17 protein-coding genes and 1 tRNA gene are annotated in these 26256 nt (G+C 72.1%); 7 read left to right on the top strand and 11 right to left on the bottom strand.

The genetic code is table 11. The features are described 5' to 3' along the window. Positions 1 to 28: 28 nt before the first annotated feature. Complete coding sequence (locus tag RL72_RS02235; RefSeq protein ID WP_052674132.1) at positions 29 to 1474, bottom strand: S1C family serine protease; 1446 nt, start codon at positions 1472 to 1474, stop codon at positions 29 to 31. Between the two features lie 98 nt (positions 1475 to 1572). Here RL72_RS02235 and RL72_RS02230 point away from each other — a divergent pair, with 98 nt between their 5' ends. Then, positions 1573 to 2778 carry an aminotransferase class I/II-fold pyridoxal phosphate-dependent enzyme gene (locus RL72_RS02230; RefSeq protein ID WP_045249175.1) on the top strand — a complete coding sequence of 402 codons (1206 nt, stop codon included), beginning with the start codon at positions 1573 to 1575 and terminating at the stop codon, positions 2776 to 2778. 4 nt (positions 2779 to 2782) lie between these two features. Here the strand turns inward: RL72_RS02230 and RL72_RS02225 are convergent, their stop codons facing one another. Then, positions 2783 to 3586 carry a carbon-nitrogen hydrolase family protein gene (locus tag RL72_RS02225; protein WP_045249174.1) on the bottom strand — a complete coding sequence of 268 codons (804 nt, stop codon included), beginning with the start codon at positions 3584 to 3586 and terminating at the stop codon, positions 2783 to 2785. An 80-nt stretch (positions 3587 to 3666) separates the two neighbouring features. Here RL72_RS02225 and RL72_RS02220 point away from each other — a divergent pair, with 80 nt between their 5' ends. Next, a complete protein-coding gene (locus RL72_RS02220; protein ID WP_045249185.1) occupies positions 3667 to 4455 on the top strand; it encodes a slipin family protein in 789 nt (262 codons plus the stop codon). Between the two features lie 13 nt (positions 4456 to 4468). Here the strand turns inward: RL72_RS02220 and RL72_RS02215 are convergent, their stop codons facing one another. From RL72_RS02215 to RL72_RS02200, 4 genes are all read right to left on the bottom strand, one after another. Then, positions 4469 to 5548, bottom strand: a complete 1080-nt coding sequence (locus RL72_RS02215) for an alkene reductase (protein ID WP_045249173.1) — start codon at positions 5546 to 5548, stop codon at positions 4469 to 4471. Positions 5549 to 5698: 150 nt separating this feature from the next. Further along, a tRNA-Met gene (locus RL72_RS02210) sits at positions 5699 to 5772 on the bottom strand. Between the two features lie 48 nt (positions 5773 to 5820). Continuing rightward, positions 5821 to 8727 (bottom strand): UPF0182 family membrane protein, encoded by a 2907-nt coding sequence (locus tag RL72_RS02205; RefSeq protein ID WP_258955451.1) that lies wholly within the window; start codon positions 8725 to 8727, stop codon positions 5821 to 5823. 88 nt (positions 8728 to 8815) lie between these two features. Next, positions 8816 to 9916 carry a YlbL family protein gene (locus RL72_RS02200; protein WP_045249172.1) on the bottom strand — a complete coding sequence of 367 codons (1101 nt, stop codon included), beginning with the start codon at positions 9914 to 9916 and terminating at the stop codon, positions 8816 to 8818. Between the two features lie 129 nt (positions 9917 to 10045). On the opposite strand from RL72_RS02200, the gene RL72_RS02195 reads away from it, so the two are divergent. Beyond that, a complete protein-coding gene (locus RL72_RS02195) occupies positions 10046 to 11449 on the top strand; it encodes a zinc-dependent metalloprotease (protein WP_045249171.1) in 1404 nt (467 codons plus the stop codon). A gap of 749 nt (positions 11450 to 12198) precedes the next feature. Here the strand turns inward: RL72_RS02195 and RL72_RS02185 are convergent. Beyond that, positions 12199 to 13929: an ATP-dependent helicase gene (locus tag RL72_RS02185; protein WP_052674131.1), complete on the bottom strand. Its 1731-nt coding sequence runs from the start codon at positions 13927 to 13929 to the stop codon at positions 12199 to 12201. Beyond that, positions 13926 to 14882 (bottom strand): NAD(+) diphosphatase, encoded by a 957-nt coding sequence (nudC, locus tag RL72_RS02180; protein WP_338101497.1) that lies wholly within the window; start codon positions 14880 to 14882, stop codon positions 13926 to 13928. Before nudC ends, RL72_RS02185 begins: the two co-directional genes overlap by 4 nt. A 68-nt stretch (positions 14883 to 14950) precedes the next feature. Between nudC and RL72_RS02175 the strand changes: the two genes are divergently transcribed. Continuing rightward, positions 14951 to 16405, top strand: coding sequence for a protein kinase family protein (locus RL72_RS02175; protein WP_045249169.1), 1455 nt, complete (start codon positions 14951 to 14953; stop codon positions 16403 to 16405). Here the strand turns inward: RL72_RS02175 and RL72_RS02170 are convergent. Then, the gene (locus RL72_RS02170) at positions 16351 to 19902 is read right to left on the bottom strand and encodes an ATP-dependent DNA helicase (protein WP_045249168.1); all 3552 of its coding nucleotides are present in this window, start codon (positions 19900 to 19902) and stop codon (positions 16351 to 16353) included. The two genes, RL72_RS02175 and RL72_RS02170, sit on opposite strands and share 55 nt — an antisense overlap. Beyond that, positions 19899 to 23135, bottom strand: a complete 3237-nt coding sequence (locus RL72_RS02165; RefSeq protein WP_045249167.1) for an ATP-dependent helicase — start codon at positions 23133 to 23135, stop codon at positions 19899 to 19901. Before RL72_RS02165 ends, RL72_RS02170 begins: the two co-directional genes overlap by 4 nt. 178 nt (positions 23136 to 23313) lie before the next feature. Between RL72_RS02165 and RL72_RS02155 the strand changes: the two genes are divergently transcribed. Both RL72_RS02155 and RL72_RS02150 read left to right on the top strand, forming a co-directional pair. Beyond that, the gene (locus RL72_RS02155) at positions 23314 to 23538 is read left to right on the top strand and encodes a DUF3107 domain-containing protein (RefSeq protein ID WP_045249165.1); all 225 of its coding nucleotides are present in this window, start codon (positions 23314 to 23316) and stop codon (positions 23536 to 23538) included. Positions 23539 to 23543: 5 nt separating this feature from the next. Then, positions 23544 to 23831: a hypothetical protein gene (locus RL72_RS02150; RefSeq protein ID WP_045249164.1), complete on the top strand. Its 288-nt coding sequence runs from the start codon at positions 23544 to 23546 to the stop codon at positions 23829 to 23831. 15 nt (positions 23832 to 23846) lie between these two features. On the opposite strand, the gene RL72_RS02145 is transcribed toward RL72_RS02150, so the two are convergent. Continuing rightward, positions 23847 to 24560: a ferritin-like fold-containing protein gene (locus tag RL72_RS02145; RefSeq protein WP_045249163.1), complete on the bottom strand. Its 714-nt coding sequence runs from the start codon at positions 24558 to 24560 to the stop codon at positions 23847 to 23849. A gap of 208 nt (positions 24561 to 24768) precedes the next feature. On the opposite strand from RL72_RS02145, the gene RL72_RS02140 reads away from it, so the two are divergent. Beyond that, positions 24769 to 26256, top strand: a 1488-nt coding sequence (locus tag RL72_RS02140) for a DEAD/DEAH box helicase (protein WP_248700345.1), incomplete at its 3' end; no start/stop codon positions are given.

The following is a 26256-nucleotide window of genomic DNA, read 5'->3' as shown; positions in this document are numbered from 1 at the left end:
TTCTTCTGAGGCAAGGTTCAGGCGCGGGTCACGGGGTGAGCGTGCCCAGGGTCACCGTGATGTCCTGGCTCTTGCCGTCGCGGACGATCGTCAGCGTGGCGGAGCTGCCGCCGGCGACCGAGCGCACCTGCGCCGTGAGGTCGCTCGCGTCGCTGATCGGGTTGCCGTTGAAGCCGGTGACCACGTCGCCGGCCTGGATGCCGGCGTTCGCCGCGGCGCCGCCGCTCGTGACCGAGGCGATCGCGGCGCCGACGACGGTCGCGCCCTTCTGCCCGCTCGCGTCCTGCACGGTCGCGCCGAGCAGGCCGTGCGTCGCCTTGCCGTCGGAGATGATGTCGTTCGCGATGCGCTTGGCGATGTTCGACGGGATCGCGAAGCCGACGCCGATGTTCCCCGACTGGCCGGACGAGGACGACGAGGATCCGGCGCTGGCGATGGCCACGTTCACGCCGATGAGCTTTCCGTCGCTGTCGACCAGCGCCCCGCCGGAGTTGCCGGGGTTGATCGCCGCATCGGTCTGGATCACCGAGATCGAGATGGTCGAGGCGGAGCTCTGCGACCCGGAGCCGCGGCCCGGGATGTCGAACTGGAACGGCTGCTGGGAGCCGTCCTGGTTCGGGCTCTTCTGCTGGTCCCCGCCGCTCTGGGAGGGCGCTGCGGACGACTGGATCTGGATGCTGCGGTTGAGCGCGCTGACGATGCCCGTCGTCACCGAGTTCGCCAGCCCCAGCGGAGCGCCGACGGCGACCGTCATCGATCCGACGTTGAGCTTGGACGAGTCGGCGAACTCCATCGGGGTGAGGCCCGAGCCGTCCTTCACCTTGATGACGGCCATGTCGTAGGTCGCATCGATGCCGACGACGGTGGCGTCGAGGATGCGGCCGTCCGAGGTGGTCACGCGGATGGCGGGATCGGACACCTCGCCGTCCAGCGTCACCACGTGCGCGTTGGTGAGGATGTGCCCTTCCTTGTCGAGCACGATGCCGGAGCCGGATCCCGCGGCGCTGGATCCGGACACCTCGATCGTGACGACCGAGGGCACGGCCTTGGCGGCGATCGCGGTGGCCTCCGAGACGGACTCGGGGTTGTTCACCGTGACGGTGCTGGGCCCGGACGCCGACTTCGACGACGAGGAGCTCGAGGCGGTCAGCGAGCCGTAGCCGACTGCTCCGCCGACGCCGGCGATGCCTCCGACGAGGGCCGCGGCGATGATGATGGCCGCGATCTTGCCGCCGCCGACGCCGCTCTTCGCCTTGGGCTCGGCGGGGGTGGCGGCCGCGCCGAAGGCGGCGCCGGTGTGCACGCCGGGGGTTCCGGCCGGCGCGGGCTGTGCCTGCGCGTAGGCGCCGGTCGGCGGGAGGGGGGTCGTGGGGGCCGTCGCACCGGCCGGGACGCTGGTGTCGGCGACGGGGGTGGACGAGAACGACGGGGGCACGGAGTGTCCGGCGTCGGGGTGAGGCGTCTGCTCGTTCATGTCTGCTCCTTCGAACCTTGCCCTTACAGACTGACGGCCATTTCTGTGTTTTTCTTATGCTCGCTGGGAGATTCCGCTATGGCGTTACCCTGGGCGCCATGGGAATCCTTCCTGGCGCCTGGCGCCGCACCGCGGCCGGCGCCGGCCTGCTCTCCCCGTCGGGAGAGGTCGCCCCCACCATCTTCGCCGAGATCTCGGCGCTCGCGGCCCGTACGAGGGCGATCAACCTCGGTCAGGGGTTCCCGGACGAGGACGGGCCCGCGGAGGTGCTCGAGGCGGCCCGGGCGGCGATCCTCGGCGGTGCGAACCAGTACCCGCCGGGCCGTGGAGTGCCCGACCTGCTCCAGGCGATCGCCGAGCACCAGCGCCGGTTCTACGGCCTCGAGCTCGATCCGGAGCGAGAGATCGTGGTGACGGCCGGCGCGACCGAGGCGATCGCGGCGGCCCTCCTGGCGCTCGTGGACGGCCCGGAGGACGAGATCGTGGTCTTCGAGCCGTTCTACGACTCCTACGCCGCCATCGCCGCCCTCAGCGGGGCGAGGCTGCGGACGGTCCCGCTGCGCCTGCCCGGCTTCCAGCCCGATCCCGACGAGCTCGCGAGCGCGGTGACCGATCGCTGCCGGGTGATCCTCGTCAACGACCCGCACAATCCGACCGGTGCGGTGCTGAGCGACGAGATCCGCGCCCAGATCGTGCGCCTCGCCCACGAGCACGACGCGATCATCGTCACGGACGAGGTGTACGAGCACCTCGCCTTCACCGCCCCGCATGTGCCGATCGCGACCCTGCCCGACGCCGGGGAGCGCACGCTGACGATCTCGTCCGCCGGCAAGACGTTCTCCGTGACCGGGTGGAAGATCGGGTGGATCCACGGCCCGGCCGAGCTGATCACCGCCGTGCTCAGCGTCAAGCAGTTCCTCACCTACGTCAACGGCGGCCCCTTCCAGCCCGCGGTCGCCGCGGGGCTGCGGCTGCCCGACGCGTTCTTCCTCGACGCCGCCGAGCGGTTGCACGCGAAGCACGATCTGCTCGCCCGCGGTCTCACGGCCGCGGGGTTCGAGGTGCACCCTCCCGCCGGCGGCTACTTCACCGTCGCGGACGCGTGCGCGATCGGCGGCGCCGACGCGGCTGCGTTCTGCCGCGAGCTGCCCGTCCGGGCGGGCGTCGCGGCGATCCCGCTCACGGCGTTCGTCCTGCCGGAGCACCGGGACGCGTACCGCGGCCTGGTGCGCTTCGCCGCGTGCAAGCGGCCCGAGGTGATCGCCGAGGCGTCGGAGCGCCTGGCGGGCTTCCGCAGGGACTGACCGCTCAGCGCGGCACGACACGATAGCGACGCAGCCGGAGCGCCGGGTTGACCTCGCGCACGCGCGCGACGGTGTCGGCGTCGAGCTCCGCGACCGCGATCCCCTCCCCCGTGCCGACGCCCGCGACGACCGCCCCCTGCGGGTCGACGACCGCGGAGTGGCCCACGCCGACCGGCCCGGGGTGGTCAGCCGCGACGACGTAGCTCGTGCTCTCGATCGCACGCGCCGCGAGCAGGGTCGTCCAGTGATGCTCCTTGAGCGGGCCGCGCACCCATTCCGCGGGGACCACGAGCGCATCGGCTCCGGCGTCGACCAGGGTGCGCGCCACCTCGGGGAAGCGCAGGTCGTAGCAGGTCATCAGTCCGAACGTCAGCCCGTCGACGGCGAACGTCGCCGCTCCCCCGATCTCGCCGGGCTCGATCCAGCGGGACTCCGTCTGACCGAACGCGTCGTACAGGTGCTGCTTGCGATAGACGGCCAGGACGCCCGTGGCATCCACGGCGACGACGGCATTGCGGACGCGTCCGGCGTCGGCGCGCTCCACCAGCCCTGCCACGATCACGGCGCCGTGCTCCGCGGCCAGGCGCGTCAGCTCCTGCGTGAACGCCCCGTCGAGGTCCTCCGCCTGCGCCGCCAGGGTCTCGTCCATCGGGTCGACGAAGTAGCTCGAGTACTCGGGCAGCACGACCAGCCCGGCCCCGCGCGCCGCGGCCCCCGCGACGAGCTCGCCGATGCGTTCGCGGTTGACGGCCCGGTCTGCGACGGGCGCGAACTGGCAGACGGCGACGGTCACGGATCCGGTGGACATGGATCCATCATCCCGCGCGCAGGAGGACAATGGAGGCACTGGCCCGCGGCACGTCACCGGAGCCGGAGGAGGCGGTCCCCATGACCCCGCTCATCATCGTCAGCGTCGTGGTGATCCTCGCGATCATCGTGTTCTTCCTCTCCGCGCGCATCGTGCGGCAGTACGAGCGCGGCGTGGTGCTGCGCTTCGGCCGCCTGCACAACGTGCGCGAGCCGGGGATCCGGTTCATCTTCCCGATCGTCGACGTGCTCATCCCGGTGTCGCTGCGGATCGTGACGATGCCGATCCAGTCGCAGGGCATCATCACGAAGGACAACGTCACGGTCGGCGTCTCGGCGGTGGCGTACTACCGGGTGCAGGATCCGGTGAAGTCGGTCATCGCCATCGAGAACGTGCGGGCCGCGATCGATCAGATCGCGCAGACCACGCTGCGCCGGGTCGTCGGGCAGCACCACCTCGACGACATCCTCTCCGACACGGCCGCGCTGAACGCGAACATCCGGGAGATCCTCGACGTCATCACGGTGGACTGGGGCGTCGAGGTGACCCTGGTCGAACTCAAGGACATCCTGCTCCCGGACACGATGAAGCGCGCCATGGCCAAGCAGGCCGAGGCGGAGCGCGAGAAGAGGGCGAAGATCATCGCGGCCGAGGGCGAGGCGCTCGCCGCCGCCCAGCTGGGGTCGGCATCCGACACGATGATGTCGCACCCGCTCGCGCTGCAGCTGCGCACCCTGCAGACTCTCGTGGAGATCGGCGTCGACAAGAACACGCTGGTGATCGCACCCGCACCGCTCGTGAGCTCGATCGGTGACGTGATGAATCTCATCGACCGGGAGGCCGCCGTCGCCCAGATGCGCGCGCACTGAGCGACGGCGGTCGTCAGATCGCGGCTTCGAGCGACGGGTAGTCGATGTACCCCTCGGCGGTGGCGCCGTAGAACAGTTCGGGGCGCGGCTGGTTGAGGGCGGCGTCCTGCGCCCAGCGCACCGCCAGATCCGGGTTGGCGATGACGGGTCGGCCCACGGCGACCGCGTCGGCCCAGCCCTCGGCGACGAGTGTCTCCGCGTCGGCCTTGGCGGTGACCTCGGCGAAGCCGGAGTTGACGATCAGCGGGGCGCCGGCCGCGCGGCGGATCTGCTGCACGATCTCCGCCGTCGGCGCCGCGAAGAGCACATCCACGAAGGCGAGGCCCAGCGGCGCGACACCGCGCGCCACAGCCGCGTACACGGCTCGAGCGTCGGTCTCGTCCTCCTCCAGGACACCCTGGATGTTGTGCTGCGGCGAGAGGCGGATCCCGGTGCGGTCGGCGCCGACGGCCTCGGCGACGGCGTGAACGACCTCGAGGGCGAAGCGTGCACGGTTCTCCGGTGCGCCGCCATACCGGTCCTCTCGGATGTTGGAGACCGGCGAAAGGAACTGGTGCACGAGATAGCCGTTCGCCCCGTGCACCTCGACGCCGTCCATGCCTGCGGCGATCGCGTTGCGCGCCGCCTGGGCGAACTGCGCGACGACCGAGGCGACCTCCTCCTCGGAGAGGGCGTGCGCGACCGGCAGCTCCGCCTTGCCGTCCGGGGTGTGCGTGTCGCCGGGCGCGGCGAGAGCGCTGGGGGCCACCACGCGCGGCTCCCCCGAGATCGCCGGGTGCGATACGCGCCCTCCGTGCATCAGCTGCATGACGATGGTTCCGCCGGCCTCATGCACGGCGTCGGCGATCCGCCGCCACGCCTCGATCTGCTCCGGGGTGACGATCCCCGGCTGGCCGGGGTACGACTTGCCCTCGGGAGCCGGCCACGTGCCCTCCGTGATGATGAGGCCCTGTCCGGCCCGCTGCCGGTAGTACTGCTCCATGGTCGCCGTCGGCACGCCGTCCGCGTCTGCGCGAGTGCGGGTGAGCGGCGCCATGACGACGCGGTTGGACAGGTTCAGGGCGCCGAAGACGGCCGGTTCGTAAAGATTCACAGAGAGCGATAAGACCCGCTCCGGGCACGGTATTCCCGACGCCTCCGCGGGCGGCCCGGATCAGGGTTCCGCACCCGATCCCCGCACCGGATCCGTGCATGACGAAGGCCCCCTGATCGGGATTTCTCCTGATCAGGGGGCCTTCTCTTGTTGCGGGGACAGGATTTGAACCTGCGACCTCCGGGTTATGAGCCCGGCGAGCTACCGAACTGCTCCACCCCGCGGCACAAGAAATGAGCTTAGCACGGGATTCGGCGGAGCGCCAATCGGGGCTACTTCGTGGTGCTGCTCCCGCTCTGCTGAAGCTGCAGAAGCCGGTTCACGGCGTCCGTGAGCTTCTGGTCCTGCACCGCGAACTCCGACAGGTCGCCGGCCTTCAGGGCCGCGTCGCGGGCGAGCATCGCCGCCTTCGCGTCGGCCAGGGCGGCCTGGAACGCAGCGTCACCGGTCGGCGGCGTCGTGCCCGTCCCGGATCCGGGCGTGGGCGTCGGTGTCGGGGTGACGTTGTTGTCGCCGCCCGTCGCGCCGGAGTTGCCGCCGAAGAGCTGGTCCAGCGCCTCGGTGAGCGTGTCCGCGAAGGCGATCTTGTCACCGAACGCGACGAGGATCTTCTGCAGGCGCGGCACCTGCGTGCCGCCCGAGGACTGTACGAACACAGGCTGCACGTACAGGAAGCCGCCACCGACGGGCAGCGTCAGCAGGTTGCCGTGCGTGACCTTCGACTGGCCCTGCTTGAGCAGGTTGAGCTGCTGGCCCACCGTCGGATCCGAATCGAACGAGTTCTGCACCTGACCGGGGCCCGGCACGGTCGTGTCCGCATCGATCTCGAGCATGCGCAGCTTGCCGTAGGACGACGATTTCTTGCCCGCGGTCGATCCCGCGTCCGCATCGACCGCCAGGTAGCCGAACAGCACGTTGCGGCTGTTGGAGCCCTGCGAGGCGGGGATGAACGTCGTGTACATCGAGAACTGCGACTGGTCCTGCCCCGGCATCTTCATGCTCAGGTAGTAAGGCGGCTGCAGCTCGGGGTTGGCGGAGTCGCTCTGCGGGTCGTTCGGAGTCTCCCAGAGATTGTCCTGCCGGGCGAACGAGGCGGCGTCGGACACGTGGTACGTGCCGAGCATCGCGCGCTGCACCTTGAACAGGTCGGTCGGGTAGCGCACGTGGCTCATCAGCTGCGCCGACATGTCGCTGATCGGCTTGAGCGTGGACGGATAGATCTTCTGCCAGGTCTTCAGGACCGGATCCGCCGGATCCCAGGCGTAGAGCGTGACCTTGCCGTCGTAGGCGTCGACGGTCGCCTTGACCGAGTTGCGGATGTAGTTGATGTCGTCGGTGACGAACCCGGGCTGGGTGTTCACCGAGTCGCTGATCGCCTTGGGCAGGTTCACGGTCGTCGAGTACGGGTAGCTCGAGCTCGTGGTGTAGCCGTCGACGATCCACACGATCCGCCCGTCCACGATGCTCGGGTACGGATCGCTGTCGAGCGTGAGGTAGGGCGCGGCCTTCTGCACGCGCGTCGTCGGATCGCGGTCGTACAGGATCTGGGAGTCCTGGTTCACGCTGTCCGAGAAGAGGATCTGCTCGGACTGGAACTTCAGCGCGTACAGCAGCTTCGTGAAGAAGTTGCCGATGCGCGGTCCGCCGTCGCCGGTGAAGGTCGTCTTGGTCTGGTTCTCGCTCGAGTCCTTGCCGCGCGGGTAGTCGATCTCGACCGGCGCGGTGCCCTTGGGGGCGCCGACGATCGAGTAGGCCGGCGAGTTCTCGCCGAAGTACACGCGCGGCTCGAACTTCTGGCTTCCGGTCAGCGCGCCCGAGGTCGGGATGCCCCGCTCCAGGAACACCGGCTCTCCGTCGTCCGTGCGCTGGTTGCCCGCCGCGGCGACGAGACCGTAGCCGTGGGTGTACACGAGGGTGCTGTTGTTCCAGGTCTGGCTGGGGATGCGGCTCGTGTCGATCTCGCGGACGGCGACCACCGCGTCCTGGTTCTTTCCGTCGATCTTGTACCGGTCGACGTCGAGCTTCTGCGGGAACTTGTAGTAGCTGCGGTACTGCTCGAGCTGCTGGAACGTCGGGCCGATGACGTTCGGATCCATGATCCGGATGGAGGCCGTGGTGTCGGCGTCACTGCGCAGCTGCCCCGGCTCGGCCGACGTCTGCGCCTTGAACGGAGTGGTCTCGACGTCGTCGATGCCGTAGGCGGCCTTGGTCGCCTTCAGGTTGCGCTCGTAGTACTGGGCCTGGAGCTGGTTCTGGTTCGGCTTCACCTGGAAGGTGTTCACCGCCCACGGGTACCCGATGCCGAGCACGAGCGCGGCGACGATCAGCAGCGCGGTCGCCGCGAGCGGGAAGCGCCAGTGGCCGATGACGGCCGTGACGAAGAAGAGGACGGCCACGAGGACCGCGATGATCGCGAGGATCGACAGGCCCGGGATCGTGGCGTTCACCCCGGTGAAGGCCGCACCGGTGATCTTGTCCTCGGTCGCGGTGAGGGTCTTGTAGCGATCGACCCACAGGCTGATGGCCTGGACGAGCAGATACACGCCGGCGATCACGGCCAGCTGCACGCGTGCGGCCTTGGAGATCCGCAGCTCGCCCTGCCCGACGCGCACCGAGCCGTACAGGTACAGCACGAGCGCCGAGACGAGCAGGCTCAGGATCAGCACGGCCGAGACGAAACCGAGCAGCGCCTCGTAGAACGGCAGGTCGAAGAGATAGAACCCGGTGTCGAGGTGGAACTGCGCGTCCGTCTTCCCGGTCGCGGTGCCGTTCGCCCACTGCCAGACGATCTCCCACTGCCCGGCGGCGGCGAAGCCCGCGAACAGCCCGAAGAACACCGGCATCCCCCACATGGCGAGGCGGCGCAGCGGCTCGACCACCTCCTGGTAGCGGTCCAGCTGCGAACTCAGCCGCACGTACACGGGGCGCAGCCGGTAGGCGAGCTGGATCGAGATGAACATCGGGACGGCCATGCCGAGGAACCCGACCACGAACATCGTGGCCGTGGCGATCCATCGCGTGGTGAGCACCTGCGCGAAGTTCAGCTGGTCGTACCAGAGGAAGTCGGTGTACATCGTCGCGAACACGAAGAACGCGGCGATGAGCACGGCGAGGATCACCACCGTCGCGAGGACGATGCGGCGGGCGGTTCGGGGTGCGGCCGGTGCAGGTGAGGTCACCGTTCCATCCTAGGTCGGCGGATTCCCGGGATCCTGAGCCGCGGCATGCCCGGCTTCGCCCGTCGCGAACGCATCGCGACCGCGGGCGCTACTTCTTCACGTCGGCGGCGGTGCACGTGGGCAGCTTGGCCGTGTCTCCCCCGTCGGCGATGACCTTCAGCGCGTCCAGCGACTCGCGCAGGCTGTCGGTGCGCACCACGGTGAGCCCGGCCGGAACGTGCCCGTAGACCTCGTCGCAGTTGGCCCCCGGCGCGAGGAACCACGTCGCCCCGGCGGAGCGGGCACCGTACAGCTTCTGGCGGATGCCGCCGATCGGGCCGACCGTCCCGTCCGCCGTGATCGTGCCCGTGCCCGCGACCTGCTTGCCGCCGTTGAGGGCGCCCGGGGTCAGCGTGTCGATGATCCCGAGCGCGAACATCATCCCCGCGCTCGGTCCGCCCACGTTGTCGAGCTGCAGCTTCACGTCGATCGGGAAGGTGTACTTCTGCTGCAGCGTCACGCCGAGAAGCCAGCGGCTCGTGCCGTCGGCGGTCTGCCGCCTCGGGGTGACCGAGACGTCCTTGCGCTGCCCGTCGCGTTCGATCGTGAGCGTCACGGGCGCCCCCTGCGCGTCCTGGATCTCCGCGCGCAGGGCGTTCGAATCGGTCGGATTGGTGCCGTTGAGCGCCACGAGCGTGTCGCCCTTCTGCAGGATGCCGTGCGCGGCGCCGTCATCCGTCACCGTGGCGACCTGGATCGCGACCGGCACCGTGTGTCCGAGCTCGCGCAGGGCCGCGGCGGTCGCCTCCTGCTGGGAGTCGACCATCATCAGCTGGTTCGCCTGATCGCGCTGGGTGGACGTGACGCCCTGCGGGAACACGGCGTCGACCGGCACAACGGCCTTCGAGGGGTCGAACCAGGCGAGCACGATCTGCATCCAGGACGGCGGCGTCTCCCTGTTGCCGACGACCTGGACGGTGGTCAGATCCAGCGCGCCCTTGGTCGGGTGCGTCTCGGCCCCGGTCACGGAGATGAGCGGCACGCTCTTGCCCTGGGCGTCCTTGACCTCTCCGAGCGTGTTGAACACGGGTCCCGGCTGCTCGATCACGTACGGCAGCGGCAGGAACGTCAGCACCAGCAGCGCTGCGAGAGAGGCGATGAAGGCGATGAGACCGATCCGGGTACCGCGGCCGGAGCGGGTGCTCGTCATGTGTCTCCCAGGGATGCTCGATGCTCGTTCGCGAGCGGCGTACAGCGGAGCGGCCGGTTCGGAGCACTCGCACTGGTGGTGCAACTAGCGTAGTCAGCACGGGCTATACACGTGCTGAGAGGGCTCCCGATGGCTGAGAACGACCCGAACTCCGAGGACTTCCTGCAGTTCCTGCGCCGCATGCTCGGCGGATCGGCGGAGGACTTCGATCTGAGCGCGCTGCAGGGCATGGAGGGCCTGAACCTCGATCCCGCGATGATGCAGCAGATGATGCAGCAGATGCAGCACGCGATGAGCGGCGACCCGTGGGAGACGGCGCTGCGACAGGCCCTGCACATCGCGAACCGCGACGGTCTCGGCATCGACTCCGGGGCGCGCTCGTCGATCGCCGACGCCTTCGCCCTCGCGGACCTGTGGGTCGGCGAGGCGACCACGATCTCGGAGCTCGGATCCGCTCCGCGCGCGCTCACGCGCGGCGAATGGGTCGAGCAGACGCTGCCGGTGTGGAAGGAGGTGGCCGCTCCCGTGTCCACGAGCATCGCGGACGCGCTGATGGCCGCGCTCGAGGGTCACACCCCCGAGGAGATGCGGGGGGCGGTGCAGGGCGCGGGCCGCCTGATGCGCGGCATCGGCAGCTCGGTGTTCGCGATGCAGTTCGGCCAGGTGCTCGGCAACCTGTCGCTCGAGGTGGTCTCCGGCGGCGATGTCGGGATCCCCGTGCTCCCGGCCGGCACGGCCGCCGTGGTCCCGCAGAACCTCGCCGCGTTCGGCGAGGGGCTGGAGATCCCCGAGGACCAGATCGCGCTGTACCTCGCGGCCAGGGAGATCGCCTATGCGCGGCTGTACCGGCACGCGCGCTGGCTGCACCTGCACGTGATGACCCAGATCACCGAGTTCGCGAAGGGCGTGACGGTCGACGTCGACAAGCTCGAGGACGTGGCGGGCCGCCTCGACCCGTCGAACCCCGAGGAGCTGCGCGAGGCGATCGAGGGCGGCGCGCTCCTTCCGGAGCTCTCCGAGGTGCAGCGCGAGGCCCTGGAACGGCTGGAGAACCTCATCGCGACGATCGACGGCTGGGTCGACGTGGTCACCACGCAGGCGACCTCCCGGCTGCCGGACAGCGTGCGGATCGCCGAGGCCGCCCGTCGCCGGCGCGCGGCCGGCGGCCCGGCCGAGGACGCGCTCGGCGCGCTCGTCGGCTTGAAGATCCGCCCCCGGCGGCTGCGCGAGGCCGCCGCGATGTGGCGCGCCGTCACCGACGCGGTCGGCGTCGAGGCGCGCGACGCCCTGTGGGACTACCCCGACCTGATGCCCGACTCCTCCGACATCGACGACCCCGCGGCCCTGGTGGCCCGGCTGCAGGCGCGCGCCCGTGGCGAGGAGCCGGCGCCGGACGAGATGGACGAGGCGCTGGAGCGCCTGCTCCGCGGCGAGGACTTCGGCGAGCCGGGCCCGGACGGATCCGATCCGGACGGACCGCGCTCGGACGGCCCTGAGGCCGGACCCGCGGGATCCGGCGAGAAGCCCGTCTGAGCGAGTTGTCCACCGATTCCGGATCCCGCCGCGACGCCGGCGCGGATCCGGACATGATCGGGGGATGCCGACGATCCGCCTCGATCCCGCCCAACCGGTGCTCTGGCGCGACGCCGACACCGTGCAGATCGGCGCGGAGGCGGCGCTGACCCTGTCCGTCGACGGCGCATGGGTCCCGCGCGTCCTGCATGCGCTGATGCGCGGCATCGACGAGCGGGCCTTCGAGGTGATCGCCCACAGCGCGGGCGCGCCGCTGCCCGAGGCGCGGCGGCTGCGCGCCCGCCTCGCTCCCGTGCTCGTGGGAGAGGCCGCCAGGTACGCGGTGCGGCTGGAGGCCTCAGCCGCGGTCGGCGCGCGCACGGTGCTCCGGCTCGAGGAGGCGCTCGCCGACGCGCGGGTCGACGTGACGGACGCGCCGGAGGCGGCCACCGTGCTCGTGCGACACGGTGCCGTGCCCGCACGCGACGCCGCCGCGCTCCTCGCGGAGGATCGGGCGCACCTGCCCGTCGCCTTCGACGCCGGCGGATCCGTCGTCGGCCCGCTCGTGCTCCCCGGCCGCTCGCCGTGCCTGTCCTGCCGCGACTCGCACGATCGCGAGCGCGATCACGCCTGGGCGGCGCTGCACGTCCAGCTGATGGAGAGGGATCCCGGCCGGGTGCCGCTCGGCGTCGTCGCCGCCGCAGCGGACGCGGTGGCGGATCTGCTCGCTGCGAGGGGTCCCCTCGAGCGGAGCGGTTCCGGCCGCCGGATCAGGATCCGTCGCGACGGGGGGCGATCATCGCAGACGGTGGAATTTCACGCAGACTGCCTCTGCCGATCTCCGCAAGGAAGCGCGACGGGCGTCGTCCTGCCCGGTCCACGTCCCGCGACCAGGTCAGCGTCAGCGCTCGCGCGGCCCGCGTGACGCCCACATAGGCGAGCCGACGCTCCTCGTCGATGGCCTCGAACCCGCTCGCGTACGAGATCGGCAGCAGGCCCTCGGAGCAGCCGACCAGGTAGACCTCGGGCCACTCCAGGCCCTTCGCCGCATGCAGGGTCGAGAGCGTCACCGTGCGCAGCACCGGTTCGTGCTGGTCCTTGGCTCGCGCGAAGAGGTCGTCGGCGAAGTCGCGCATCGTGGTGCCGACCGGGGCGTCCTCCGCGAGACGCAGTACCGCGCGGCGGGCCTCCCACGCATCGCGCAGCGCGCCGCCCGCCTCGGGCGGCTCGTCGCTGTACCCGAGACCGCGCAGCACGTCCCGCACCGCCGCGAGGAAGGAGTGCTGCTGCGGCGCGACCGCAGCCGCGCGCAGGGCCTGCACCGCCTGACGCACCTCCGGCAGATCGAAGAAGCGCTTGCCGCCGAGAACGGTCGCGGCCACGCCGGCCGCGGCGAGCGCCTGCAGCAGCGCCGCGGACTGGGAGTGCGCGCGGTAGAGCACGGCGATCTGCTCGGGCGGCACGCCGGAGGCGATCCGCGCGGCGATCGCCGTCGCGACGCCTCTGGCCTCCGCGGCGTCGTCGTCGAACGCGACCACGACCGCCTTGTCCACGACCTCGCCGGTCGGCTGCTCTCCCCGGCGCGCGGCGGGGATCAGCTCGAGGGCTCCGGGGCGACCCTTCATGAGTGCGTTGGCCACGTCGAGCACGCCGCTCGCGGAGCGGTAGTTGGTCTCGAGCCGCACGACCGTCGCGTCCGCGTGCCGGCGTGCGAAGTCGAGGAGGTAGTTCTGGTCGGCGCCGGCGAACGAGTAGATGGTCTGCGACGCGTCGCCCACGACGCAGAGGTCTCCGCGATCGCCGAGCCACAGTTCCAGCAGGCGATGCTGCAGTGGCGAGACGTCCTGGTACTCGTCGACCGTGAAGTGCCGGTACTGCTCGTGCACGGCCGCGGCGACCCGCGGCTCTGCCTCGAGCATCCCGGCGCAGGCGAGCAGCACGTCCTCGAAGTCGAGCTGATGACGATCGTCCTTGAGCGTCTCGTAGGCGCGGGAGAGCTCGGCGACCTGGCCCGCGTCGAACCGCCCGATCGAACGTCCGCGCGCGGCGGCCTCCTCGATCGACAGCATCGAGACCTTGCGCCATTCGATCGCGGAGGCCAGGTCCCGCAGCGTCGCGGTGTCCGGCCGAAGCCGCAGCATGTCGGCCGCCTGGGCGAGCAGCCGCACCTTGTTGTCGACGATCGCCGGCGCCGGGGAACCGGCCAGCTGCGGCCAGAAGAAGCCGAGCTGGGCGAGCGCCGCGGCGTGGAACGTGCGCGCGGCGACGCCCTGCACGCCGAGCGTCCTCAGCCGGCCCCGGAGCTCTCCCGCGGCCTTCGCCGTGAACGTCACCGCCATCACGCGCCCCGGCGAGTACGCGCCGGTCTCGACGCCGTGCGCGATGCGGTGGGTGATCACGCGTGTCTTGCCGGTCCCCGCGCCGGCCAGCACCGCGACGGGTCCGCGCAGCACGGACGCCGCCTCCCGCTGGCGTTCGTCGAGTCCGTCGAGCGCGCTCACCGCCGATACCAGTCGACGATCAGACGGTGCGCGATCGAGGCGGCGCCCGGAAGGCCCACCGGGCCGGATCCGGCGAGCGCGGATCCGATCTCCGCGCGCGTCAGCCAGCGCACGTCGATGATCTCCTCGCCGTCGCCGTGGGCCGCCTGCTCGTCCACCGCGGTGGCGTGGAAGCCGACCATGAGCGAGCGCGGGAAGGGCCAGGGCTGCGAGGCGAAGTAGCGGAGGTCGCGCACACGCACGCCGGCCTCCTCGAAGAGCTCGCGATGGACGGTCGTCTCCAGCGACTCCCCCGCCTCGACGAACCCGGCGAAGCAGGAGTGGAAGCGTCCCTTCCACTGCGCGTTGGCGCCGAGCAGCAGCCGTTCGCCGTCGGCACTCTGCACGGCGACGATGACGGCGGGATCGGTGCGCGGGAAGTGCTCGCGTCCGCAGGAGACGCAGTGCCGCGACCACCCGTTCTGCCGGAGCTCCGCGGGATGCCCGCACGCGGGGCAGAAGCCCGCGTCGCGCAGCCACCCGGCCAGCGCGATCGCCGCGACGACGAGCTCGCCGTCGGCGGCGTCGACCACCGGAAGCGCCTCGCGCAGATCGCTCCACCGCGGTGCCCAGGATCCGTCGGCGTCGGTGTCGTCCTCGGGGTCCTGCAGCGCGAGCAGCAGCCCCGTGCCGTCCGGACGGCGTCCCAGCAGCGCCCACTCCCTGGTGCGCGCGAGCACGGGATCGCCCGCAGGCACCAGGATGAGACCGTCGTCGCCGAGCGGCACCCGGCGCTCGCGCACGACCAGGACGCCGGTGCGTCCGTCGGCGCGGAGGCGCGGGATCGCATCGGGGTCCTCCCGCCACTCGCCGGCCCGGTCGAGGGACGCGCCCTCCGGCACGACCCCGTCGAGGACGGCGGCATCGAGGGCGGCGGCATCGTCGGCGACGGGTTCGGGGACGGTCTCCGGCACGGTCTCGACTCCCCTTCTCGCAGGCGTGGCGGGCCCTGTGCGGACGAGGCTCGACCTACCCTGGTGACATGGCTCGCTCACCCTTCACTCTAGCCGCGGCGGTCACGGCGGCGGTGCCCGGAGCCGATGTCGTCGGCGCCCGCGTCCTGTCCTCGGACGGCGACGCCCGCTTCGATTCGGCCGTGGCCACGCTCGCCGACGGCACCGAGGTCGCGATCCGCGCTTCGAACGACGACGACACCGCGTCCGAGCTCGCCAAGGAGAGCCTGGCGCTGCGGGCGCTGACCCCCGGCGCCCGGTCGATGCTGCGCTTCGCCGCGCCGGAGCACCTCGGCGACGGCCGGGTGGGCGACTCGCGCGCCCTGGTCACCACGCTGCTCCCCGGGTTCCAGATCGACGCGGCCGATCTGCCGCCGGGCCCCGGCGCCGCCGTGTCCATCGGCAAGGCGATCGCGGGCGTGCACGCGCTGCCCGTGTCGGTCGTGCGCGGGGCGGGTCTCGCCGAGCGCACGCCCGCCGAGGCGCGCGACGACGTGCGCGTGCTCATCGACCGCGCCGCGGCCACCGGTCGCGTGTCGGCGCGCCTCACGGTGCGCTGGCGCGAAGCGGTCGAGGCCGACGACCTGTGGCGTTTCGAGTCCGCGGTGACGCTCGGCGGCGCCCACGCGGAGTCGTTCCTCTTCTCCGACGACGACGAGCGCGGCCCGCGGGTGACCGGGATCCTCGGCTGGCACGCCCTCTCGATCGGCGACCCCGCGATCGACCTCGCATGGCTGACCCTGGCCGCGGACGCGCGCGACGACGTCCTGGACGCCTACGCGTCCGCCACCCTGCGCGCCCCCGACACCGGCCTCGGGATCCGTGCCCGGCTGCTCGCCGAGCTGGAGCTCGCACGCTGGCTGCTGCACGGTCACGACACCCACCGCCCCGACATCGTCGACGACGCCGCGCACCTGCTCGACGCCCTGGCCGACGGCATCCACGACGACCTCGCACCACGTGCGGGCGCGGGAGCGGGCGTGGACGAGGCGATGTCCGCCCTGGACCGCGTGCCCGCGACCGGCGCCAATCGCATCGACACGTCGATGCAGACCGACACCTATGACGCGAGTGCCTTCGCGGGCATCGCGACCGACGACACGTCGGCGTTCGGACCGCGCGGCGGCTCCGCCGGCGGCGCGGAGGATGCCATCGAGGGGCGCGGCGCGGATGACGTCGCGTCGACGGATCCGGATGCCGCGGACGCCGACCGGCACGCGCAGGACCTCACCGCGACCGGCGCGATCGAGGATCTCGATCCGAACGCGACCGAGGATCTCAGCGACCTGCGCCCGTCACGCTCGGACTCCGGTGACGCGCGCCAGGGCCGCTCGGACGACGACGAGGACGACGATCGCGCGGCGCGCCCCGGCACCCTGCTGCCCAGCGAGGGCGGCATCGCCGGCTCGGAGGCCGATGTGGCCGACGCTCACCGCGCGGCGCGGGCCGCGTTCCAGCGCTGGACCAGCGCCTCCTCCGAGTAGACCGTGTCGCCGCGCAGCACGAGGTCGTCGGCGACGTAGAACAGCGCCACGTCGATCTCGTCCAGCGGCACTCCATACCGGCGGTGGTACGCGAGCCGGTAGAGCGCGAGCTGCAGCATGCGCTCCTCGCGCTCGGCCGCCGTCGCCGGAGGGCGTCCCGTCTTCCAGTCCACGATCTCGATCCGCCCGCCGCGGTCCGCGCGACGGTAGACGGCGTCGAGCTTGCAGATGACGATGCGGGCGGGCTCGCCCTCGCCGACAGGCAGGGCGAAGTCGATCTCCGTCTCCACCGCGATCGGCTTGAGCGGCGCCCACTCGCTGCGCTCGAAGATCTCCCGCAGACGCGCGAGGTCCTCGGCGTCGGCGCGGGCGATCTCGTCCGCCGCGGCCCCGTCCCCCGCCTCCGCCGCGGTCCCCGCGGCTGTGAGGTCGTCGTCGAGCTCCCAGAGGCCGTCGTCCAACGACGTGCCGACCCCGACGGATCCGGAGCGGTGCTCGACCCAGGCGTGGAACAGCGTGCCGAGACGGGTCTGCCGATACGGCCTCTCCGGCATGGGCCGGCCGAGCGTGCGGACCGTTCCGCCGTAGTCGGCGACGTAGTCCTTGAACCGGGACGCGGGAACGCGGGTGGGGGCGTCGACGACGATGCCCCGCTGTCGGGCTGCGCGTTCGGCGAGCAGGCGGGCGAGCTCCTCGGTGGGCGCCGCCGGCTGCGGATCCGCGATCGCCCGGCGCACCTCCTCCGCCGCCGCCGTCACGCGGGAGCGACGGCCGCCCAGCGGATCCATCGGCCACACGCTCGTGCGCGCCGTGCCCTCATAGGGATTGTCCTCGGTGAGCGCCTCAGGCAGCGGGGCGAGCCCGAGCTCCTCGATCGCCTCCTGCAGGTAGGGACTGGGCTTGCGCATGTTCTTCTGCCCCGACCAGTGCGAACCGGTCAGCAGCAGATCGGTGCGCGCACGGGTCACCGCGACGTAGGCGAGGCGGCGCTCCTCCGCGCGCTGATAGTCGCGGTAGTCGTCCTTGAACCGCCGCAGCGCTCCCCCGCGCGGGTACGCCTTCGTGATGCCCGCGGCGAGCGAATCGAGAGCGGCCTTCTCGCGCTTGCGGGGATCCGTGCCGGCCCCGTCCTTGGCCGCCTCCGGATCCCACTGGAACCGCGGCAGTGCGTCGCTGTCACCGCGCAGCGCGAACGGCACCACGCCGAATCCGAACCAGCCCTGCGCGTCGGAGATCCGCCCGGGCAGCTCGTCCTCGACGAGGCGCACCACCGCGACCGCGTCCCATTCCAGGCCCTTGGAGCCGTGGATCGTGAGCAGCTGCACCACGCCCGGCTCCGGCGGCTCGGTGCGCGGCATCAGCTCGTCCGTCATCTCGGCCTTGTCCAGCCACGCCAGCAGGCTCGAGATCGTGCCCCGGTCGTCGGCGACGAGGAACGCGCGCACCTCGTCTCCGAAGGCGCGCAGCTGCGTCGCGGCGACCCGCGCGGGACCTCGCGTCTCGTTCACGGCGAGCTCGATGTCCAGGCGCAGCTCGGTCTCGATCGTGCGGATGAGCTCGAGGATGGGCTGCCCCGCCGCGCGGCGCAGCCGTTCCAGCATCTCCCCGGCCGCCCGCAGGCGCGCGCGACCCGTCGGGCTGATCCCCTCGAGCAGCCGGTAGTCGTCTCGCGCGGTGCGCACGAAGTCGACCGCATCGACGATGGAGACCGCCTCGTCGGCGCCGCGGGAGGACCGCAGGCGCTGCTTCAGCTCATCGGTGAGCGGGGCGAGCGAACCGTCGCGCACCGCCAGCTCGCGGGCGAGGTCGTACAGGGCCGCCATGTCGGCCACCCCGATCGCGAACCGGGGCCCGACCAGGAGCCGGATCAGCGCGGACCCGGCCGTGGGATCGTGGATCACCCGCAGCGCCGACACCACATCGACGACCTCGGGGGTCGCGAGCAGGCCGCCGAGTCCGAGGATCCGGTGCGGGATCCCGCGGGCCGCGAGCGCGCCCGCGAACGTCTGCATGTGCCGCTTGGAGCGGAACAGGATCGCGCCCGTGTGCGGACGCCCCGCCAACGCCTCGTCGTGCGCGGCGCGCCTCTCCGCGAACCACGCGGCGACGTCGGCGGCCTCGTCGTCGACGGTCTCGGCATAGCGCACGTCCACTGTGCCCTGGCCGGAGCCGGGGCGGGGTTCGAGCGCCGGCACGTCCAGCCCCGGGCGCTGCAGCGGCTGCAGCACCCGGTTCGCGACGTGCAGGATGCGCTCGTCGTTGCGCCAGCTCGTCATCAGACTGTAGGTGCGCGCAGCCTGCTCGTCGGCGAAGGTGCGTCCGAACGCGTACAGGTTGTCGGCGCTGGCACCGCGCCAGCCGTAGATCGACTGATGCGGATCGCCCACGGCCATCACGGCGCCGTCGCGGAACAGCGCGGCGAGGAACCGGGTCTGGATCACGGACGTGTCCTGGTACTCGTCGAGCAGCACGACCCGATGCTGGGCGCGCAGCTCGGCGCGGACCTCCGGGGACGCCTGCACGATGTCGAACGCGCCGCCGACCTGGTCGGCGAAGTCGAGCACGCCCCGACGCGACTTCTCCGCGATGTACTCGCGCACCAGATCCGCGAGGATCGGCATGGCCCTGAGGTTCTCGACGGCCTTGCCCACGTCCGCGCTGCCGCGGTAGGGCTCGAAGGCGTCGGCCTGCTGCACGGCGATGCGGACCATGGCGTCGAGGTCGACCCGGTGGTCCAGCACGTCCCCCGCCAGGCGCTGCACCGCGTCGATCACGCCGTTCAGCGAGCGATCGACCTCCTCGAGTCCGGGGATCTCCGCCCGCAGCACCACCGCGCGGGCGATGAGCCATGAGGCGGACTGGCTGAGCATCGCGGCGTCGGGGTCGCGGCCGATGTGGGCCGCGTGCTCGCGCACGATGCCGTCGGCGAACGCGTTGTACGTCGAGACCCGCGGGCGCATGATCAGATCCGTGGCGTCGCGCGGCGCGGACGGATCCCAGCCCGTCTCGTACCGCTCGGCGAGGGCGTCGAGCACCTCGCGCTGCACGGCGGCGCGCTGCGCTGGGGACGACGCGGCGCCGATCCGCTCCAGGGCACCGCTGCGCACGATCTCCGGCAGGTGCGGCAGCAGTCCGCGGCGCCCGTACTCGTCGATGCGGTCCAGGCGCAGCGCGATGCGCTCGGCGAGCTCTCCTGCCGCCTTGCGCGTGAAGGTGAGACCGAGGATCTCGTCGCGCTCGACGAAGCCGTTCGCCACGAGCCAGACGACGCGCCCGGACATGGTCTCGGTCTTGCCGCTGCCCGCGCCGGCGACGACGAGCGCCGGTGCCGGCGGTGCCTCGATGACGCGCTGCTGCGCCTCGGTCGGGGTCGGGAGGCCGAGCGCCGCCGAGATGTCGGTCGCGGCGATGCCGTGGCCGCCCTGCCCGCCTTCGGTCCACTCCTCGCCGCCGGCTCTCTCCGCGACGCCCCGCGCCGCACCGGTCACGACGCTCATGCGCTCACCGCCGGGATCGAGTGGATGCGGCAGGGGCTGATCCGCACCTGGGTGTCGGCGCAGTGCGCCTCGACCTGCGCCGTGAAGCTCGACGCCGCCATGCCGCGGCCCGCCTCGGCCACGCGCTCCAGGAAGGCGGCGCGCGCCTCGTCCCCGAGCCGATGCTGATGCGCCACCCGGTAAGGGCTCTGCCCGATGGTCTGCGCGACGAGCACCAGCCGGGCGCCGGCGAGCGCCGTCGGATCCGCGCCCTCCACCTGGCCCTGCTCGACCGCGAGCTGGTAGGCGGCGAGCTGCGCGTGCTCCACGACCTTCGCCTCCGTCTCCGGCTCGTACTTGCCGGTCTTCAGATCCACCACGACGACCCGCTCCCCCTCTGCAGCGGACGACATCGCGCTCCACGTGCGTCCGCGCGCGGCTTCGTGCTCCCCGGAGCCCGCCGGATACGCCTCGACCCGGTCGATGTATCCGCTGACGACCGCCTGGCCTTCGGGATGCTCGGGATCGACCGGGTGCGGCCGCGGATCCGGCCCGAGATCGACGGCGAAGCGGAACCCGCCCTCCGACGCGACCACGCGCCCGCCCTGCCGACGCACCTCGGCCAGGTAGTCGTGCAGACGCTGCACGTAGAGCTCCGCGCGGCGCCGCTCCTTGGCGTCGATCCACGGCGTCTCGAAGTCCAGCTCGCCCCAGCGCTCGTCGAGGATGCGGCGCATGGCCTCGAGGTCGCCGTCGGGCACGTGCTCCATCGCCGCGTGCACGATGGTCCCGATGCCGGCGCTCGGCGGCGCGACGGTGTCGCCGCCGAGCGCCGACACCACCCAGTTCACGCCGCATTCCTCGAACGCCTCCAGGCGGGACGGCGAAACCGGGACCGATCCGGTCTCCAGGTCGCGCAGCGGCCGGTCGTCCGACGGCGCGCGCACTCCGAACCACCCGTCGGGATCCGCGCCGGGGACCTCTGCCTCGGCGAGCAGCCGCAGCTGCCCGGCGGCCGCGGCGCGCGCCGCCGGATCGGCCGACGTGGTCAGCACGCGGCGGTGCCGGGCCACCAGTCCGCGCAGCGTGAGCGGGTGCGCGTGACGTTCGTCCACCGGCAGCGGATCCGGCAGGAAGCCGAAGAACGCGCTCGGGCTCTGATCGTCATCGTCCACGGCGGTGACGAGCAGACGATGGCGTGCCCGGGAGATCGCCCGCACGAACAGGCGCAGCTCGTCATGGAGCGCGGCGCGGCGACGGTCGAGCGTGGAGTGCACGTGCTCGGGCTCGCCGGAGCGCGCCGCGGCGACCGCCTCGGCCAGCCGCCAGGTCTCCAACAGGCCTCCGCGCAGCCGGACGTTCGGCCAGACGCCGTCCTGCACGCCCGCGATCACCACGGCGTCGAACTCGGTGCCGAGTGCGGTCGCGGGCGTCATCAGGGTGACCGTGCCCGGGCGGTCCGGGGCCGACAACGAGTCCTCGGGGACCTCGCTGTCGAGGATGTCGTGGATGAACGCCTCGGGCCCCTTCTCCGGGGCGCGCTCGACCGAGCGCTTGGCCGCGTCGAACAGCGCGACGAGGGCGTCGAGGGCACGCGCGGTCTCGGTGCCCGACGCCCGGCCGCCGCCCGAGCCCTCGGCGATCTCCTGCCAGGCCACGGCGAGCCGCCGTCCGTCGGGGGCGCGCGAGGCGTCCCAGACGCGCCAGAGCAGCTCGTGGATCGTCTCGCCCCGCAGCCATCCTTCCCGCACCTCGCGCAGCATGGTGCCGAAGCGGTCGGCCGTGCGCGCCTCCGCAGTGTCGACCCGGGCGAGCTGGGCGGGCTCCGCGATGCCGTCGCGCAGCAGCAGCCGGGCGGGCGCGGATCCCCCCGCCTCGAGCTCGAGGTGCCGCAGCCGGGCGCGCAGCCGACGCAGACCCACCCCGTCGAGTCCGCCGAACGGCGTGCGCAGCGCCTCGGCGACCAGTTGCGGGTCGCGCTCCGCCGGCTCGGTGAGGGCGAGCCGCACGATCCCGACGATGTCCCGCACCACGGTCTCGCTTCCGAGCGGGCGCTGCACGCCGGCGGCCCGCGTGGGCACCTCGCGTGCAGCAAGCTCCGCCTCCAGCGCGGCGACCTGCCGGGTGTCGTGCGCGATCACGGCCATGCGCTCCCACGCGACACCCCGCAGGAGGTGCCATTCCCGCAGCGTCCGGGCGATGACGTCGTGCTCCTCGTGCGGCGAGGGCGCGATGAACGTCTGCACCGCGTCCGGATCCGCGGTGTCGGCAGCGACCGGTGCGCGCCGATGCTCGACCCGGCCCGACGCGCCGATCGTCTGGACGACCGTGCGGGTGAGCGCGGTGAGAGGCGGATCCTGGCGGTGCGGAGCATCGAGCACATGCACGTCGCCCAGCATGGCCACCACCTCGGCGAACAGCTCGGGTCCCGCGCCGCGGAACGCTCCGGAGGAGATGTCCGGATCCCCGAACGCCTGCACCGCGATACCGCGGGCGCGCAGGGCCGCAACCAGGGCGACGCCGCCCGCGGTGAGCTCCTGCGCGTCGTCGATGAGGACGACCGTCAGCCGGCTGAGAGCCCCGAGCTCGTCCGGCTGCGCCGTGCGCAGGATCGTGGACGCCTCCGCCAGCAGGTCCGCCGCGTCCCGATGCGCGGAGCGCGCGCGATCGAGCACCCTCCGGTACGCGCGGGCGAAGGACGCCACCGCCCGCCAGGCCGGGCGGCCCGAGGCCTCCAGCTCCGCGGGGGTCACCCCGAGCTCGACGCACTCCGCGAGGAAGGCGCGCAGCTCCGAGCGGAAGGCCCGCGACGAGCGCACGGTGGCGGCGAGGTGCTCGGGCCAGCGGCTCGGCAGCCCCTCCTGCTCGTCGTCGGCGTCGCCGGCGAGCAGATCGGCGATGATCCGGTCCTGGTCCGCGCCGGTGAGCAGCGCCGGCGGCTCGAAGCCCGCGTGCACCATGGTGCCGCGCACCAGCTGGAACGCGAAGGAACCGAGGGATCGGGCCAGCGGGCCCGGGGTGGCGACCCGCACGCGCACGCCGATCCGGTCGCGTAGCGCGGTCGCGGCCTGCCTGCTGGGCGTCAGCGCGAGCACCTGCTCGGGGGCCAGCCCCTGCTCGAGCAGGCCCGCGACGCGCTCCACCAGCGCGTGCGTCTTGCCGGTGCCGGGAGCGCCGATCACGGTTCCGACGGCCGTCGCCGGCGCGTCGATCACGGCCGCCTGCGCAGGGGTCGGGGCGGAGGCGTCGAGCATGCTCCCACGCTATCCGGCGCGGCCGACATCGGCCTCGTCCGCGGCGGTCGCCCCTGCGGGCGGGACGGCGCAATCGCCCTCGGCGAACAGGGCGCCGCCCTCGATCCCGGCCCGTCGGGCCCGCGATAGAGTGACCGGACACCCGCTTTCGAAGAGCACGACATTCAAGGAGCATTCCGTGGAGATCCGCATCGGCATCATCAACACCGGCCGTGAGCTCAGCTTCGAGACGTCCGCCTCGGCCGACGAGGTGCGCACGCAGATCGCCGGCGCGCTCGACCAGGGTGCGAGCCACGTCGAGCTGAGCGACACCAAGGGCAACTCCTACATCGTGCCGACGGCGAACCTCGGCTACGTCGAGCTCGGGACCGAGGAGTCCCGTCGCGTCGGCTTCGTGGCCTGAGCCGCATGTACATCCTGCTCGCGCTGATCGCCGCCTGTGTCCTGGGCGTCGCGGTGCACTACGCGCTCCCGCATCGCGAGGTGCGCGGGGTCGCGCTGGTCCCCGCCGTCGCGACCGCGGTCGCGGCGGCCGCCTACACGCTCGGGCAGTGGGCGGGGATGAAGGAGTCGAGCGTCTGGCTGTGGCTGATCGCGCTCGGCGGAGCCGTCGTGGTCTCGGCGCTCGCCGGCGCGGTCGTCACGCGCGTGCGTCACCACGGCGACGCCGTGCGTCGCGCCGAGCTCGGCATCTGAGCGGACTCCGCTCCGCTACGAGGCCAGGCCCATCGCGTCCATGCGGCGGGCGTGCGCGCCCATGAGCTCGGTGAACACCGGTTCGAGCTTGTCGTCCTCGGCGCCGGGCAGGTGCGGGCGCAGCGCCGCACGCGCCACGAGGATCGTGTCGCCTACCAGGCGGCGTCCCCACAGCGACAGCAGGGAGCGCCACTGCTCGTCGCTCGCGATGGTGGCCTGCACGATCCCGATGATCTCGTGCCGGTCGTCGTCGGTGGCGAGGATCTGCGCGATCTTCGCGCCGGTCTCGCCGTAGCTGGACGCGAGCGCGAGGTAGAAGTCGTCGAGCATGCCGGCCGTGAGATAGACCGCGAGCATCGTCTCCGCGATCCTCGGTCCGAGGGTCTTGCGGCGGAAGGCGTCGAGCTGCTCGCGGAACGGCAGCATCACCTCGGTCGGATCGTCGCCGTGTGCCGTGATGATGTCGACGATGCCGCGGTGCTTCGCGAGAGCGGCACCGGCGGCCCGGGAGAGGATCTCCTTCTCCGACAGGTCGCTCGTGGCGCGGATGAGCCGGGTGAGCGTCTCGAAGTACCCCAGCTGCAGGTACGCGGCCTGGCCGAGGAAGGTGTTGAGCTCGGGCGCGAGCTCCGCGAAGTCGACGCGGGTCGCATCCCCCGAGTCTCCTCGGGAACGGAGCACCAGCGTGCGCCGCGGCGCCTTGTCGCGCTGCCAGAACCACCTCACCACGCGCTCAGCCTAGTCGAGCGGCCGCGGCGCGACGGGGCGGCGCGCACCGTCTCCCCCGCGATCCGGGAGACGAGGGCGGCCTCCGGTAGGCTGGATCCCGCTCCGGCGACGGATCGGAGCCCCGCGCCTGTGCATACGGATTCGGCGTGGACCCATCAACGAGGCGGCGCAGCGATCGCAGGGCCCGCCGGACAGGCAACAGAAGACAGTGACGACTTTCTCCGATCTCGGCATCGACCAGGACATCGTGGACGCGCTCGCGGCCAAAGGCATCGTGGACGCCTTCCCGATCCAGGAGCAGACCATCCCCCTCGGCCTTCCCGGCCAGGACATCATCGGCCAGGCCAAGACGGGCACCGGCAAGACCTTCGGCTTCGGCATCCCCGTGGTGCAGCGTCTGGGCCTGAGCCCGGAGCCCGGCGTCAAGGCGCTGATCGTGGTGCCGACCCGCGAGCTCGCGGTCCAGGTCTACGAGGACATGGATCTGCTCACCTCCGGCCGTTCCACGAGCGTCGTCGCCATCTACGGCGGCAAGGCGTACGAGGGCCAGATCGAGCAGCTCAAGGCCGGCGCGCAGATCGTCGTCGGCACCCCGGGCCGTCTCATCGACCTCGCCAACCAGCGTCTGCTCGACCTCTCGCACGCGACCGAGGTCGTGCTCGACGAGGCCGACAAGATGCTCGACCTCGGCTTCCTCGCCGACATCGAGAAGATCTTCCAGAAGGTCCCGGCGGTGCGGCACACCCAGCTGTTCTCGGCGACCATGCCGGGTCCGATCGTGGCGCTGGCGCGCCGCTTCATGACGAACCCGATCCACATCCGCGCCAACGACCCCGACGAGGGCCTCACGCAGGCGAACATCCGCCATCTCGTGTACCGGGCACACTCGCTCGACAAGGACGAGGTCATCGCCCGCATCCTGCAGGCAGAGGGCCGCGGCAAGACCGTCATCTTCACGCGCACCAAGCGTGCCGCGCAGCGCCTCGTCGACGAGCTCAGCGACCGCGGCTTCAATGTCGGCGGCGTGCACGGCGACATGGGCCAGGACCAGCGCGAGCGCTCGATGGCCGCGTTCAAGGCCGGCAAGAAGGACGTGCTCGTCGCGACCGACGTCGCCGCCCGCGGCATCGACGTCGACGACGTCACCCACGTGATCAACCACACCATCCCGGACGAGGACAAGACGTACCTGCACCGCGCCGGCCGCACGGGCCGCGCGGGCCGCACCGGCATCGCCGTCACGTTCGTGGACTGGGAGGACCTGCACAAGTGGGCCCTGATCAACCGCGCCCTCGAGTTCGGCCAGCCGGAGCCGATCGAGACCTACTCCTCCAGCCCGCACCTGTACGAGGACCTCGACATCCCCGCCGGCACGAAGGGGCGTCTGGTCACGGCCCCCGTCTCCGAGAAGCCCGCGCGCAAGCAGCGCGAGCCGCAGCGCGCCACCGAGGCCGCCGCGGAAGGCGCGAGCGAGGGCACCACGCGTCGCCGCCGTCGCCGCCGCCGTGCCGCGGAGGGCGTCGGATCCACGTTCGCCGAGGGCGCCGAGGCGCCCGCCGCGAAGGACGTCCCGGCCGGCGATGCGGACCGCGGCGTAGTGCCCCTCGTAGTAGCCCTCGCGCGGGTGCAGGATCCCGTCGAACGCCTCGCCGCGATCGCGCACGATGCCCCGCGCGACCAGCGCGTCGGCGATGTG

It is taken from the genome of Microbacterium azadirachtae (genome assembly GCF_000956545.1).
GTDB classification, from domain to species: domain Bacteria; phylum Actinomycetota; class Actinomycetes; order Actinomycetales; family Microbacteriaceae; genus Microbacterium; species Microbacterium azadirachtae.
This window is presented reverse-complemented; position numbering and strand designations above follow the sequence as displayed.

Bases quoted from the DNA above. Each gene is read 5' to 3' on its own strand.
- RL72_RS02235 (WP_052674132.1), bottom strand. From the start codon at position 1,474: ATGAACGAGCAGACGCCTCACCCCGACGCCGGACACTCCGTGCCCCCG.
- RL72_RS02230 (WP_045249175.1), top strand. From the start codon at position 1,573: ATGGGAATCCTTCCTGGCGCCTGGCGCCGCACCGCGGCCGGCGCCGGC.
- RL72_RS02225 (WP_045249174.1), bottom strand. From the start codon at position 3,586: ATGTCCACCGGATCCGTGACCGTCGCCGTCTGCCAGTTCGCGCCCGTC.
- RL72_RS02220 (WP_045249185.1), top strand. From the start codon at position 3,667: ATGACCCCGCTCATCATCGTCAGCGTCGTGGTGATCCTCGCGATCATC.
- RL72_RS02200 (WP_045249172.1), bottom strand. From the start codon at position 9,916: ATGACGAGCACCCGCTCCGGCCGCGGTACCCGGATCGGTCTCATCGCC.
- RL72_RS02195 (WP_045249171.1), top strand. From the start codon at position 10,046: ATGGCTGAGAACGACCCGAACTCCGAGGACTTCCTGCAGTTCCTGCGC.
- RL72_RS02175 (WP_045249169.1), top strand. From the start codon at position 14,951: ATGGCTCGCTCACCCTTCACTCTAGCCGCGGCGGTCACGGCGGCGGTG.
- RL72_RS02170 (WP_045249168.1), bottom strand. From the start codon at position 19,902: ATGAGCGTCGTGACCGGTGCGGCGCGGGGCGTCGCGGAGAGAGCCGGC.
- RL72_RS02165 (WP_045249167.1), bottom strand. From the start codon at position 23,135: ATGCTCGACGCCTCCGCCCCGACCCCTGCGCAGGCGGCCGTGATCGAC.
- RL72_RS02150 (WP_045249164.1), top strand. From the start codon at position 23,544: ATGTACATCCTGCTCGCGCTGATCGCCGCCTGTGTCCTGGGCGTCGCG.